This window comes from Rania fehmarnensis, from assembly GCF_056494185.1.
Map to the genome: position 1 here is coordinate 782,412 of NZ_CM151398.1, position 16,657 is coordinate 799,068.

The window sequence follows — 16,657 nt, forward strand, 5'->3', positions numbered from 1 at the left end:
CAAACAGTCTGAGAAGTGACCGAGCCGAGTTAGGTTTGGATTTCTTCGTACTCGATCAATTCACTCAAAACCACGCACCATTAGTGATCGCCGCCCGAGGAAAATCACCGACCGCACGACGATGGCCACTCAAAAGGCGCAACATCAAAACCTTCGGCTTCGGTTTCAGTTAAACAAAACAGCCCTGCGTTGCGGTTGAGTTACACATTGCACCTCACATCTCACAGCCCCAGTATTTCCTCGGCTATGCCCAAGTACTGGTTGAGTCCGGATTCAAACGGTCCGGTGCCATCGACGATGTACTCGGTCAAACCATTGACCTCTAAGACGCTTTCAGTGCTGGCGATGAACTCGTCCAGCAATCCATCCACGTCGATGTCGGTCTCAAACACGTCACCCAGTAGACTCAGCTCGAATTCGATCGGGCCAATCTTGCCTTCGATCGTCGTAGCCGCGCGAGCTGTGTTGATATAGATCGCACCAACCGCCAGGCGCACAAAGTCCAGCCCCGCCGCCCGCATCTGTGTCCCGATCATAAACATATTGAACCCATAGACGGCCGATGGACTATTCGACGCAATCAAGTCCATGCCCACGTTCTGCATGACGGTTCCCGGCAACAGTAGCTTGTCCGCGATGCGACCAACCCGCTTGAACGCTGCAAAGCCTTCGGAGATAAACGCAGTCTGAATGTCCAGCAGCGTATTGTTCACAAAGCTGAACTCGGTGATCGAGAAGCGACCTGTCGGATCGACGAACTTGAGCGGGTTGGCATTGCCATAGACATAATCATGGCGCGTTATGCCGGAGAACAGATTGCCCGCAAACGGATCGACGCTCGTGAAGCGGCCCGTCGCCGCGTCGTAGTTGCGAGCGCGCAGATAGTCGAGCTCAGTCGTCGGATCGCGGCGCTGACCGGCATAGAGGAAATCGTTGGTGAACGAACCGGTCTCCGATTCGACTTGACCAAAGGCATCGTAACTGTAGGTCTTTACTGCGTTACCTGCTTGATCGGTCAGCTGCCGCGTGCTGCCCAGGGCGTCGGCATGATAATAGGCCGTCGTCGCACCGCGCTGCTGCGAGATCAGCTTGTGACCAACCGTATACGACGTAACCACGCCCGTACCGGCCACATACTCAACTAGAGCTTCCGACAGAGCCCGATTGGTATCGACCTGGTACCGTACCGTGACACCATTTTCGGTGCGAGCAATGCGATTGCCTTGCGAATCGTACTGGTAGACAACCTCGGCAACTCCATTGCCATCGGTGTCCGCCGATAACAAGCGATTCTCGCCCGTGTATTGATAACGAGTGACTGCAGTGCCTTGCGTCTTGCTGAGCAGGTTACCGTTGGCGTCATACGCATACGTTGTCGTGACACCACCGGTCGTTTCGGTCAGCAGTCGATCGTTGGCATCGTAGATATAGCTGGTCGTGCCTTCCGCTGAGTCTACACGGAGTAGCCGATTGCCGGTCGCATCAAGAGCGTAACTGGTAACTTGACTTGGCACAGAACTACCAGCAGCGAATTGGCTGGCTCGGACCAGGCGATCTTCGGCATCGTAGACATACACGGTGCGGCGACCAGCTAAATCAGTCTCCGCCGTGCGGTTGCCGTTGGCATCATAGGTATACAGCAATCGTTCGAGCGTCGTAGCGCCTCGCAGTGTCTCGATACGCACTACGCGGTGAGCCGCGTCGTAATCGCGCTCTTCCAGGGTTCCATTGCCAAAGTTGATACGGGTAATCCGACCAATCGCGTCGTAGGTATAAGTCGTTTCAGCCGCATTTGGATCCGTTACCGATTGCAAACGATTCAGAGCATCAAACTCGTAGCTGGTGCTGCCCGCGATCGAGGTCACCGTCGTGCGGTTGCCCACGGCATCGTAGCTATAGCTGAGCGTGGTCGCATCGGGATCGATGCGACTGATCAGACGATTGCGGCTATCGTAGTTATAAACCGTGGTCCCGCGAGCATCGGTCTCGGCGGCCAACAGACCGTTGGCCAGGTAACTCTTCAGCACGTCCGCTTGACCGGCGATCGATTTGCGCGTCAGCTGATTCCGCTCGTCGTAGGCATAGGTATGCTGCGCACCGTTGAAATCAGTGTAAGCAATCATATTGCCGACAGCATCAAAGCTCTTACGATCACTTTGTCCCAGCGGCTTCTGCTCAGCGACTTGGCGCGACAACGCATCGTAATGATACGTAGTCACTTGGCCGTTGGCATCGCGCACTGTCACGAGGTTGCCGCGCTCGTCATAGGTGAACTCAGATACTGCCCCTACTGCATCGATCGTGCGGGCCACTCGGCCCAGCGCGTCATACTCAAGACTGGTCGCCTGGCCGCTTGCGTCGAGCTGAGCTGTTAATAGTCCATTGGCTGCATACGTTTGCCGCGTGCGTGCACCATCGGCGGTGATAGTTTCTACCAATCGACCACTGGCATCGTAGAAGTACTGGGTCGTTTGACCCAGAGCATTGGTCGCACGAGTACGTCGACCTTGGGCATCGAACTGTACCGTCGTTTCATTGCCCAAGGCATCGCGAGTCAGCGTACGATTGCCCAGATCGTTGTACTCATATTCCGTTCGATTGCCGTTGGCATCGATCATGGCAATCAATTGCCCGGCTGCGTCGTACTGGAACGTCGTGCGCGAATTGTCGGTCTGGTTGGCTGGCGTGTCATCCGGGAATAGTTCCTGTAGGGCTTGGCCCACTGCATCGTAGACCGTGCGCGTCGTGCGTCCGGCTTCATCAGTTGTTGCCACTCTGCGACCGAGAACATCGTACTCAAACAGCTCGCGAGGATTGTCGGCCAGCGTAGCTGGGGTGGCATCGGGATGGACGATCTCGACCAGCAGACCGCGATTGTTATAGTTGAAGCGCGTGGTGCGGCCCAGCGCGTCTGTGCTACTGGTCTTGCGATCGTTGGCATCGTAAGTGAACTGAGTTACATTGCCCAAGGCATCGGTCTGACGAATCAAGTTGCCGTTGGCATCGTACTGGAAGGACTCGGTCAGCGTCGTCAGTGTGCCTTCGATCGTCTGCGTCCAGCTGCGCGAAGTAACCTGGCCGCGAAGATTGGTGACAAAGGTTCGCTGTTGACCCAGGGCGTTGGTCTCGGAAGCGACGTGGCCATTGGCATCGTAGGTAGTCGTCACTGTGCCGCTGACCGGGTTATCGAAACGCGTGCGATTTCCTCGAGCATCGTACGTGGAAATGGCGGTGGCCCCGGTGCTATCTACCGAGCTCAACGGATTACCGGCGGCGTCGTATGTGTAGGTCGTCGTGTTACCCAGTGGATCGGTGACCGAGCCGACCAGTCCGCGAGCTGCATTGATATAGCTGGTACGCGTTACACCGCCATCCGCATTGGTAATGGACAGCACATTGCCAAACGCATCGTAGGTGTAGCGAGTTTCGCGACCGAGCGCGTCGACTTCGGCCAAGAGATTATTGCGGGCATCGTAGTTGCTGAGCGTCGTATTGCCCAGCGCGTTGGTGACGGCGCTGGTATTGCCTTGGTTGTCGTAGACGTACAAGGTGGCATTGCCCAGGTCATCCACGACCAACTGGCTGCTGTTATCTAGCTGAGTCGTAATGTTCAGCCGATTACCGCTTGGATCGGTCAGTGAAATTAATCGGTTCTGGCTGTCGTATTCACCGCGTATGCCGGTGTTGCCTAGCGGATCGAGCACCGCGGACAGGTAATGGGGTCGCGCAGGATCGTATTGATAGGTGGCCGTGTTGTTATTGCGATCGGTTGCAGAGATCAGATCACCGGCAGCCGAGTAAGCGTAGCGGACTGCTTGTCCCTCGGGGTCGATAATCGAGGTGATGCGTCCCCGCGCGTCGCGCTGGATCTCGATGTTGCTAGCCGTATCGCCGGAGATACCGGACTCGGTAAAGGTGATCCGATTGCCATTGGCATCAGTGGCTGAGTTAAGCTTGCCATCGGCGCCATTGATGCGATAAACAATTCCATCGCGCGTGGTCAGCGTGTAAGTGCCGCCAAAGTCGGGCGAAGCTGGATTGTAAGGAATGTTACCTGGTGCAAAGAGTTCACCGAGTTCGTTAACTAGTAAGTAGCTGCTGGTACCGGTGCTAAGCGAGCTGGTCACACCTGGATCCGGTGTGAAGCGTGGTCGTGCCAAGACTAGATTGTTACCACCAAAGCCAGGCAGGACGCGATTCTCAGGATCAAAGGTAAAGCCCTGACGACCTTGGCCGGGCACATTCAAATACACCTTTACTCCCGACCGTAGTGGTGTGTAAATGCCGATGTCTTCCAGTCCACTCTTGGGCAGCCCCACGCGCAGATCGGTATTGCGGTACTCGAGTCGCCAGCCGTAACCAAAGTCATCGGTACTATCTGCCTGGAGCGAATCGTAGATGCGAGTCACCGCGATCGGAATACCTGAAATCGGCACAACCATATCAGTAAAGCTCAAGTTGAAATTGCCGAGCTTCAAATTGCCGCTGACTCCCACGTTATGTTCGACGACATTGACAATACCGTTATTGGAACGTGCTTCGAGGCGCAGGACGTACTCGCCGTTGACTAGCTGAGTCGTGTCCCACACACCCAGCTGACCATTGGCTACAGCGCTCGTGTTCTCGAAGAACTGTGTGTAGGTAACACCTTCCAAGCGACGATAGGAGAGCGTATAGCTGCCGAAGTTAGGACTGGTGGCCGTACCATTGATGACGACTCGCCCAAATGCCGCAGCTGTATCGCTTGGACTGGTGATAGTCACGACGGGAATGTCTTCCGTACCGGCACCACTCCAACCTTCGGGGATATCGTAGTCAAAGCTGATAGTGCGCGTAGTAACATTACCGTTGGTATCCGTTGCCGTAGCGGTGGCATTGATCGTTTGGAAGCCCCAGTCTTCGAAAGTAAACGTAGCGGTTCCGGCAGCGTCGAGCGCGATATCTTGACCGTTAGCCGAGAGCGTTAGCGAAGCCACCGCCACGTTATCTATGGCGCGGACATAAACGATGAATGGACCTTGCCATGGCAAAATGTTGCGATTGGCATCGCCCAGACTTTCGATGACGCTGACCCTGGGAGCTACCACATCTTCGATAACGTTCAACGTAAAGCTTTGCGTGACGACACCGCCGCGTGAGTCGCTGACGCGCAACGCAAAGTTGTGTGGGCCAATCAGCGCGACGGTAGTTGGCCAACTGATCTTGCCAAAGCTGTCGATGGTTGCGCCGGCTGGTGCTGTAGTCAGTTCGTATCGCAGTAAGTCAAGGTCGGCATCGCGACCAAGTACTTGATAAGTGAAGAGGGCGCCAGCGGTGACTTCCTGCGGAGCGGTGCTGATAATCGTGGGCAAACTATTGGCGGCCAGAATATCCAGCTCGAATGATTCGATGGCGCTGGCGCCACCTGCATCTGTGGCAATCAGCGTCACCACAAACTTGCCCGTTTGCCCGACGGCAGGCGTCCAAGCGACCGCACCGTTCACTGGATTAATGGTCATACCCACGGGTGCTTGACCCAGTGAATAGACAATCGCTGTCGCTTCAGGATCGGTCGCTTGCAGTGTGTAGCTATACTCCGCACCCACGGAACCAAAACGTGGCGCATTGCTGCTGATCACCGGCGGCAAGTTCGGCGCACCGGCGGCCACGCGAATGGCAAAGGCTTGCGTGACCGCGCCGCCGATGCCATCGCTGACTTCGATGACCACATCTTGCTGACCCACTTGACCGGCTTGAGGTGTCCAGGAGATCACGCCGGTGGTCTGCGCGATGGTCATGCCAACTGGTGCGGCCAACAAGCGGAAGGTTAGCGGGTCACCTTCGGCATCGCGAGCTACGATGCTATACAAATATCCCGTACCCACGGACGCTTCGGTGGGTGGGACGGAGGTGATGGCTGGAGGTCCGCCTGAGCGCGATACTTTGACTTTGAAGTTTTGAGTCGCCGTAGCTCCATCTGGATCCGTTACTTGCACCGATACATCGCTTTCGCCCAATTGGTCCACAGCAGGCGTCCAGCGAATAGTGCCCAGCGATGGATGAATACTCATGCCAACCGGTGCATTCAACAAAGCGTAGGACAGTGGATCTGTGTCGCTATCGACCACCTGGACATCGTATTGGTATTCTCTGCCCAGCGTAGTGGAAGTGGTGGGTGTCGAAGTCACGCTTGGTGAACTGTTCACCGGGCGTCCCACGACTTGCAATGTAAAGGAACTGCTCTGGGTAGCGCCATCAACAGCGGTGGCCTCAAGCACAACAGAGTGCGCGCCGAAGTCGTCATTACCCGGTGTCCACTCGAGCGTGCCACTGGAACTTACCAGTAAACCCGTCGGCCCCGTGAACAAACTCCATGTCAGCGGTCGACCCAGAGCATCGGTACCCTGGACTCGGGCCAGGTAGTTTTGCCCCAGACCGACTTGGGTGCGCGGGAGCGTGATCGAAAATGGCGTGGCAGCAGGCTGTGAATTGACCACCTCAATCGAGGAGCTCACAACACTGCTTGCACCGCTGCTATCGCGCAGTTCGATCGAGAAGGTGGCGTTACCCACATCAGTCAACGTGGGTGTCCAACGCAGTTCACCCGTCGTTGCATTCAACGTGGCAGTGCTTGGACCGCTCAGCAGACTGAAGGTGATCGCTTGGGAATCGGAGTCTTGCGCGAGTAGATTCACGGCATAGACAAGTCCGACGTAGGCTGTACCAGGAAACTCATTCGTCAATATGGGCGGAGTATTGGGAGCGGTGACAGTCAAGGTAAAGTCTTGCAAAGCAATGGATCCAGCAGCGCTCATGGCACGCACAACCACTGGATGCTCGCCGACTTGTGCAATCGCTGGCCGCCACCCAATCAATCCCGTAACTGGATCAATCGACATGCCTTCTGGAGCTAGCGCTAGGTCATAACGGAGTGCATCGTTACGAATGCTCATCGCTACCGATGGATAGCGAAACGTCTGTCGAGCCTCCAGGGATAGTGTGGGCGTAGTAACAAAGCTCAAGCCACCGGCAGCCGAAGAATTGGTGGGTTCAAGCGTAAAGTTATTGCCAGTCGAAATGGAGTTCGCAGGCAGTGTTACGGTCTGGCCATTCGTTCCGTTAGCGACACTCCAACCCGCTGGCAATTCTGCGCGAATCGTATAGGTGCCAGCGCTCAGTCCACCAAGCGCGAAGTTTCCATTGCGATCGCTGATCGTCGTTGGTTCGCCCGCGTCGAGCTGGCCATCGTTATCTAAATCGGCAAAGACTTTCCAATAGGCGATCGCATCGAGCTCTTCGGTGCGAAGCTGCCCCTGGACCTGCCCCAACGCCAATTGCACCATCGCCAGATCAACCACACTGTTTGTGTTGGGCGTCACCGAAACATTGCCCGGCGATGGCGTCTGGTAGCCAGCCAACGTTGACACGCGAACGGCATATTCACCAGGCAAAAGTCCGTTAAATTGATAGTTGCCGCTGGCATCGGTGGTGGTTTGCGATTCGCTTGGATCAGGATAGCCATTGTTGTTGGCATCGATAAACAAGTGCACGCCGGGGCGAACAGGTTCGGTGCCATTGCGCGCACCGCTGCTGTCGAGATCATCAAAGGCTTGACCGCGTATTGAGCCGCGTAGTTCAGGCAGGATATCGAGCGTAAAAGATTGCTCGTCAAAGCCGCCGCGGCCATCTTCGACGCCGATGGTGAATTGATGACTGCCGGTCTCGGCCAGGCCGGGCACGAACACTGGCAGCAGACCATTGGCCGTGCGATAACCGTCGTTACCTGCGGGTGAAAAGTCGCGAACGGTTAGTGTTTGAGGTTCGTCGAAACGATAGTCCAGCACTAAGCGTGTATCGCCATCGTACTGCCTCGACAGACCTTCAGCGATTTCTGCTGGAGTACGAACGACATTCCACAAGCGATAGTTGTCGATGATTGATCGCGTGAAGAAGACACTGCTGTCGCCAACGCGGTAATTCTCAGTCGGATTGTAGACTAGCGGAGCGGGTATGGTAGTCGAACCGCGTTCCACCCCGTCAACGTAGATCTTGGCCGCGCGTGTGGAATCGTCGATAGTGATGGCAAAATGCGTCCAACGATTAGCAGTAGGCACGTACGGGATGCTGTAAGTGAACGTTGCTGCGGGCGATGGATAATCGATTTCCAATCGTAGGGATGTATTGCCAGAGTTGTACAAAGTATAGGACGTGCCAGTTGATGTGGCAGGCCCCGAAGTAATGATGTTGGAGCGCCCATTGCTCGCTGGCAATCCAGTAAAGTGGTACCATCCCTCGGCCGTGAGACTGGTCGGTTGAAGGCTCGGGTGAGCTTCGATTTCAACATGACCTGTGCTGTTGATTCCATGCGGAGCAAGGCTCAGCGCCATATCGGCTCGTGCGTCCCAAGTGACTTTGCCAGTGGTCGGATCAACGGTGGCACCCGCAGGCGCATTGATCAAGCTATAGCGCAAGGTATCTCGATCATTGTCCAGCGCAGTGGCTTGATAAGTAAAGGTCTCGCCAGCACCCATTTTTGTGTTGGGCTCGGTGGCAATCAGTGGCAAGGCATTGTCGCGAGCAGGCTGGACATCGATCTTGAACGACTGCGTGGCGATACCACCGCGACCATCGTTGGCGGCGATCGTCACAGTGTGCTCGCCGACTTGATCGGGAGAAGCGGCCCACAGCAGTTGACCAGTTGTACTGTTGATAATCAAACCGCCGGGACCATCGACGATCGAATAGGTAAGTGTGTCGTTGTCGGGATCAATGGCATCGGAGTCGTAGCGATAGACTTCGTTAGGATCGAAGCGATTGTAGATGACGCTAGCCGTGTTATCGCCCGAGTTGGCGACGATCAAGTCCATGCGGCCGTCTTCATCAGCGTCAGCCAGAGTGACTCGCGTGGGCTTGTCGCCGACTGAGATGTTTTGGGCTCGGGCAAATTGATTGTTGCCGCGACCATAGAGAACGCTCAGGACGTTCGAGCCTGGTAACGTAGTAGCCAAGTCGGGATTGCCGTCGGCGTTGAGGTCGGTGACTTGGATATCGCCAGGTGAATCAGTGAGAGAGACGTAGATGGGTGCGCCCACAGGCTGGAAGCCTATGCCACTCAGGATCATCAGTCGATTGGAGTCGGGGAGTGTGATGACTGCGTCGAGTTGTCCGTCGCCGGTTGCATCAGCCACGGTGAATTTGCCTGGTTTGTCGCCTAAAGTGATAGCTACTGGAGTTGATAGAGCACCGCTCGCACTACCGCTGAGAACCCAGATGGCATTGGCAACTTCATCCAGGACAAGTACGTCGGTATGTCCGTCGCCGTTGATATCGCGAGTAAGCACATCGATCGGTGCGCTGCCAACGAGAATTTCACTAGATGTGTAACCGCTGGCCAGTGATCCGCTAAAGACAGAGATCGATCGACCAGCCCGATTGGCGGTGATGATCTCTGGGCGACCGTCGCGGTTTAGATCTCCTGTCGCGACCGCTTGAGGTGCTCGTCCGGTGAGCAAGTCATTGCGACGATTCAAGCGATCGAGATTGTCGCCTGTAAAAATCTTCAAGCGATCGTTGGCTTCGTTGACCGCTAGTACCTCTTCATTACCATCGCCATCGAGGTCGACAGCGAGTTGATCGATGAGTCCATTGCGAGTGCCGTAATAGAAGACAACATCTTCGTTGCTATAGTTGTCGGCTTGCGTCATCACTACGGCCATGTCCAAATGGCTATCGTTATCAAAGTCTGCAAAGGTCAGGACATCGCCACCGCCCAGCGTGCCGACACGTTGCGGCTCGGCGAAATTGCCGTCTCCCTTTCCAAGTCGAATCGAAAGCGTTTCATTAAACGAATGATGAATCAGATCAAGGTGCGAGTCTTGATTGAAGTCGACCAAGAAACCCGTTTTCGCTCTAGCTGGATTGATTCTCTCTATAGGATAGTGATCAATGGAGGTGAACAAACCGTCGCCATGACCGAGATGAATGATGAACCCATACGAGCCGAAGGAAACGACATCCAGTAGACCGTCGCCGTTAACATCCCCAGACTGCAGCACATAGGGGTAGTAAAAATTGACCGCAAACATCGCGTCGTCGAAGGCAAACGATTCGCCGGTGACTGTAAAGTTACCGGCTCCATCGCCTGAAAATGTCTGCAGCTTGAGCGGCTGGCCGGCCACTTGATCAACGGTGACGAAGTCCGCTTTTCCATCACTATCAAAATCGCCCGTGGCAATTGTTTGCTCAAAGCCCGTCGCATTGACACCTTGAACCGTAGTCACAGTGCGAAACGAGCCAGTGAAGGTACCGGGATTGGCGGGGTCGTTCAGATAAACATCGGTAAACCTCTCTACGGAAGCTCTGGCAATCAAGTCCAGATAGCCATCGCCGTTAAAATCTGCCGTTCGAATGTCTGAGTATTGATAAAATTGTCCGGGTGATACAGGTCCCAAGGTTGCATCAAATGTCCCGTCACCATTCCCCAATGCGACGTAGAACTTTCTGGTGTCACTGCTGCCCGCCGCACGTCCAGCGACATAATCAGGGATGCCATCCAAATTAAAGTCCGCAATAACTCCATTGTCAAAACCTGCGGAGATCGAAGTGGCTGGAAAGGAGGGCTGGAAGGTACCATCGCCATTTCCCAGCGACATCCGCGCGTTGCTCAAAGTGAGCAGGTCCATCCTACCGTCAAGATTGAAATCTGCTGCGTGGACTTCTTGATCGTTAAAATTGAGGGTCATGTTTTCAACAGTTCGCGTGGCACCAAACTCACCTGGCCGCGTTCCCAGGCGAATTCCAACGCCGTTGAAGTCATAGCCACCATCTTCATTTGACGTCATGTAAGAGAAGTCAATCACACCGTCGCGATTGTAGTCCCCAAACATCGCTCCCCGCGCAACATCGCGGTTGGTCCCTGCCGTAGCCAGAATATGCCCTGGAAAATCGGCCATCGGGTAATCGGTTCGCTTGAATTGTCCCGTGCCATCGTTGACCAAGACTTGAGGTGATGTCGGGTTGGAGTCGATATTGTTGGCAATGATGAAATCCAGGTCACCATCTCCGTCGATGTCTACAGGTCGATCGCTACCTGCCAAATTTCCTGCAAGGTCATATACATCGGCGCTCAGTTGCGGGGTGAAACTCAAACCAGTTGAACTTCTAATAAACAGTTCAACACGTTCCACGCTTGGATTTAAATTGATCGTGAATATATCCAACCTTCCATCACCGGTAAAATCGGCAACGTGCAACACATATGCACCACGATTTCCGCTGCCAGGCGGATCGATCGTAGCCCCAACTGTAAAATTCTCCGAGCCATCATTCAGCCAGGTGACGATGTTAGCGCCGATACCTTGGCTATTGACGATGTCGATATCTCCGTCACCATCCATATCAGCGAAACCATAGGGTCGCGAGTGATCCGAGCTCGTTAGTCCCCAACTACCTCCCCCGACTGCTAGTCGCACAAAAGGAGCAAAAGTGCCATTGCCGGCACCGCGCATCCAACCCAAATCAACAAACGATGTAGTGCGTCCGACGATGTCCAAGTTGCCATCTTGATCAAGGTCCACCAATCGGTAGTCGTTCAGCGGCGTAGCCAGCGTAGTGAACACGACTGGCTCGAAGCTACCGTCGCCCAGTCCTCGAACGGTAACCAATCGCGGCGTGGTTTCTTGAAGTGCAGTCACATCCATACGGCCGTCGCCATCAATATCGGCAATCGTTAGAAGCTTGGCTTGGCTTATTGAGTCTGTAAAGCTATTCGTCGGAATCGAAGCGATCACGGTTGGTGCATCGAAATTGCCGTCCCCATCTCCGAGCATACGGTTGATTTCAATGTAGTTGCGTTGGCCCTGCGCTTTTGTCGATTCAATTCTCGCAGTCATCACTACCAAATCCAGAATTCCATCGCCATTGAGATCGCCTTGATCCATGCCCAGGACCTCATTGCGATCTTGCGAAACAAGGAACGGCGGCAATCCCACATCCACCGTATAGCCCACGTCGATCACAGCACCAGTCGGCTTGGGTTCACCAGTGGAATAAACGGTCGTATCATCAAACCGATCATTGTTCTGGCCCGCATGCACACTGACCGACTGATCGCCGGCATTGATGGATACCAACCGCGGTCCTTGCAATCCGCTGATGACACTCACGCCGGCTGTCCTGTTGCCCGTGGCCACGGTGCTGATTTCAAAGCCGCTCGAAGCGATCGCATCGGTGACTGGGTCGCTCGTAAACACTGGTGGACGATTCTGCAGCGTCAAGAATACTTGCAAATCAAAGGTCTGCTCAATAAATGCTCCAAAGGTATCGGTCGCGCGGATGGTGATGCGGTGCAGGCCCACATCGCCACTGGTCGTAGTCCAAGTCAACTGGCCCGTCGCCGGATCGATCGAGGCCACGCTCGGTCCAGCAGCAATTGAGTAACTCAGCGCATCACCATCTGCATCACTCGCCTGGGCGATGTAGCTGTAGACATCACCCGCTTCGATACTCGTCAATGGAACACTAACAAAGTTACCCTGCGCCGAATTGACCGCTGCCAGGATTTGTACTTCATAGTCAAAGCGAGCGTTGCTGGAGTTCAAGAAACCAATCTGTCGAGCCAACGAAGTTTGACTGGTCGAGAGTGTGTCACCGACAGCGGAAACACGAAAATAAGGATGGCCTTCGGGCGTTAGGCCATCTGGGCGTAAGGCGTTTACGTCGAGACTCGAGAGATTCTTAATAACCAGCAGCACTGGATCGCGGAACGTTTGAGAACTCTCATTCTGTAACTGCACGTCGACGAGCAGTCGGTCATTTTCACCAGCCAGGGTCGTGCGGCCATAGCTCAGGGCGAAATTGCCGGTGACGTCTTGCAGCGTGGCGAAGTTGATCTCGCCGGCAAGACTAGTAGGAGTCGCAAAGGTGGCACCGGCCGGCCGGGCAGTGGTAGCCGTGACAAAGTCGAAATTATTGATGCGCACGATTGTGCCATTGTCACTATCGTTGTTGACCAGTCGCAATCGCAATTGAAATTGTGTTCCGGTCTCCAGACCCGCCAGGTTGATCGTCACCGACGATACCGCGCCAGGATTGGCGATGCTCGCGATGACACCTTCGGCTTGAAGAGGCGGCAGTCCTTCGCTCCAATTGAAACTTGCTTCAGTGCCACTGGTGTACGGCAAGACCAACGGATCGCCGTTTAGATCCATTAGCTCGATCTCAAAGGCATCGCGAATATCGCGCTGGCTGGTGCTATCGAAGCTGGGCGTTTCGAATTCGATGTGCAGAGCCGAAGCAGCGCTGGGTAACGTCAGCGTTTGGATGAACTCCGTGGCAAAGTTATCCAGCTCGCGCAGTTCCAAGCCCACCACATTGACTTGGAAAGATTGCGTAGCTGATAGCCCACCTTGATCGGTGACTTGCACGGTGAACGGAACCGTACCGGTTTGATCGGCCAGCCAGGTGATCTGGCCAGTTTGTGGATTTATCGTAGCGGAAGTCGGAGCGGTGACCAGACTAAAGGTAAGGGTACCAGCCGGCAGATCCGGATCGCTGGCCACCGCTACTAAGCTGAGGGTTTGATTGTTATTGAGCGTTTGATCGCTGATAGGCTGAATCACCGGCGGCTGGTTGACTTCGGTAACCGTAACGGTGAATGTAGCTTGCGTGCTCAAGTTCCCATCGGAGACGGATACCACGATTGGAAACTCGCCAGGCCCTTGCGATTCGGTGGGTCGCCAGGCAAAGCGGCCGGTGGTGGAATTGACAACTGCACCAGTGGGACCTGAATCGAGCGACCAGGTCAAGGTTTGTGCAGGCAGATCCGGATCGCTGACTGAGAATAAAACGTTATAGGTTTCATTCTCTTCGATAGTGGGCGAAACAATCGGTGCGATGATCGGTGCTTGATTGACTTCGGTAACCGTGATAGTGAAGGTAGCTTGCGCACTCACATCGCCATCGGAAACCGCGACCACGATCGGAAACACGCCGGGCCCTTGCGCTTCGGTGGGCCGCCAAGCGAAGCGACCGGTGGTGGGATTGAGCACTGCGCCGGTGGGGCCTGACACCAGCGACCAAGTCAAGGTTTGCGCTGGCAGATCTGGATCGTTGACCGACAACAGAATGTTATAAGTGAAGCCCTCTTCGATAGTGGGCGAAGCCAGCGGCGCGATGATTGGTGCTTGGTTGACTTCGCGCACCGTGATGGAAATACTGGCGGTGCTGGAAGCACCCAATGCATCGGTCACAATCACCGGCACGATCAACTCGCCCGGCCCATCAGCTTCAGTGGGTGTGTATTGAAATAGTCCACTGCTACTGATGGTTGCTCCACTGGGTGCGCCCGGTCCGAGCGAATAGGTCAGGGCCTGAGCCGGCAAGTCGGCGTCGCTGGCGCCCACTTGCACGCTGAGTAACGCTCCTTCATCAATGGATTGACTGCCCAGTGGTGCGATAGTCGGCGCTTGATTGACTTCGGTAACCGAGATCGTAAAGGTAGCTTGAGCCGAGAGACTGCCATCGGAGACAGCCACGATCACGGGAAAGTTTCCAGGTCCTTGGGATTCAGTTGGAGCCCAAGTGAATTGACCTGTGGCACTCAGCGCGGCGCCTGCTGGCCCCGAGATCAGCGACCAGGCTAGCTGCGAGTTGGGCGTATCGGGATCATTGGCCACGAGCTGGAGAGAGTAGGGGGCCAGTTCCGGAATCGAAGGTGAACCGATGGCGGCAATCACTGGCGGTTGATTGACGACAGCTGCGCTGGGCACGTGAATGGCGTTAATCGAATTGAACAGCAGTCCGCGATGGCTGCCGTTGAGCGTCAGCGGGGTATTGAAACTGCCGCGAGTGGTTGAGCCTAACTGGGTAGCTTCGAAGGTAAAGATGTCGCGTCCGAATCCGAGCAGACCGGGTACCCAAAACAAGCTGGTGGTGGATAAGTGAATGGTAGTCCCATCGTTATCCACGGAGACACCATCGATGTTCTCCAGGCAGCCCCCGAGATGGACATCGCTGCCATCGAAGTAGTTGGACCACGTGCCTGAAGTATGGCTGCCAGTGGTAATAGGCCTGAAGGCTAAGAGATCTTCGGGTTGAATGGTGCCGCTGACACCGGGCACTTGTGCACTGCGTTGAGCAGAGATGATCAGTCGACCGTCGGGTAACTCGGAGATGCCATCGAGGCTTTCCCAGTTGCTCAGTCCGACATCGCTGCCATCGAAGAACATTTCCCAGGAGCCGGCTGTGTGTGAGCCGAGTTTGGTTGGCCGGAAGAGCATGATGTCTTCGGAGGCGGCGGTAACGCCGGAGACGTAGGCATGTCCCGTGGTCGAAAACAGCAGGCTACCGTCGGCGCGAATGGCAAAGGCATCGACGTTTTCGCCATCGCTACTCAGTCCGACATCGCTGCCATCGAAGTAGACTTCGTGTTTCCAATTGTGATTGGAGTAGACAGTCAGTTTGACGATGTCGGAGTCATCGACGAACAGTTTGGAATGGTTGCTGTTCTTGACGTAACCCGGGATGCTGGGACTGTAATAGAAGGTGGCAGGCTCGTTGCCTTCACCTTCGGCAGGTAGGTTGTCACTAGCCAGACGAGTGGTTGCCAGCTCGATCCCGTACTCTGGGAGGGGCAGGGCAGTGCTCTCGAGCAGTGCCGCGGCCATAACTCGCCGGGCTTCTAACTGTTCGAATAGAATTCGTCGTTGCTGGCGCTGGAGGCGGCTTGAGCCTTGGTTGGATCGACTAGAGACGCGACGATGGCTGGGCGAGAGGAGGTGTTCGGGCTGCATCAGGATTTTCCGCTGGCAAAGAACCGTGGTCTGGAGACCGATTCAATTTGAGCAAAGCTAAAGTCATGGCTGCCCGAGTTACCTGCCTATCTCTCAAATCTTGCACTCGATTTCCGACTTTGTGAAAGAAACGATTAAAGACCAGCCTGGTCGATATTGCCGAAGCGGGGCTTCGCTGCGAATCCTCGAACTCCAAGATGTTCCGCGGAGGAGATTGCAAATAATTCAGCTACAATATGTATGTTTCCAGGAGAATGCCGCGCAAGATTTTGCTACGCGAAGGGTAACCAGTTGAGCCGCAAGATAGATGCTCCGACGCCGCCAAGCCTGGTTATGCGTTTGCGCGATCATTCCGACGCCAAGGCTTGGACAGAATTTGTGGATGTCTACAGCCCATTGATCTACAACTATTGTCGCTGGCGCGAGTTGCAATCATCTGACGCGGCCGATGTGACACAAGAGGTATTGCTGCGCGTATCCAAAGCCATTCGCAATTTTGAATATGATCGCACCAAGGGATTTTTCCGCGACTGGCTGGCACGCATTGTCCTCAATGAAATTCGGCGGCTTGCCAGGAAGCAGATCGATGTGACCACCGCGCCGGGTGATCTGGATCAGGACGTTAGTTTGACCGACAGCATGTGGAACGAGCAGTTTCAACAAACCATATTTGCCAAAGCTCTGGAGCGCAGCAGACCTCACTTCAGTGAAGAGACATGGATAATGTTTGCAAAGTCTTGGATTGAAAAGATTGACGCAGAGCAATTGGCTAAGGATCTGGGGACCAGCATCGATCGCATCTACGTAGCTCGCAGTCGGGTACTGAAGCGATTGCGATATGAGGTGGCCCTGCTAGCTGACGACCTTCCCATTTAATAGGTTGCGCG

2 protein-coding genes are annotated in these 16,657 nt (G+C 54.9%); one reads left to right on the forward strand and one right to left on the reverse strand.

The window, feature by feature from the left end; translation table 11 throughout:
* Positions 1–221 precede the first annotated feature (221 nt).
* Positions 222–15,770 (reverse strand): putative Ig domain-containing protein, encoded by a 15,549-nt coding sequence (locus SH573x_RS02535; RefSeq protein WP_479352721.1) that lies wholly within the window; start codon positions 15,768–15,770, stop codon positions 222–224.
* A gap of 291 nt (positions 15,771–16,061) precedes the next feature.
* Between SH573x_RS02535 and SH573x_RS02540 the strand changes: the two genes are divergently transcribed.
* Positions 16,062–16,646: a sigma-70 family RNA polymerase sigma factor gene (locus tag SH573x_RS02540; RefSeq protein ID WP_479352722.1), complete on the forward strand. Its 585-nt coding sequence runs from the start codon at positions 16,062–16,064 to the stop codon at positions 16,644–16,646.
* Positions 16,647–16,657: the final 11 nt, after the last annotated feature.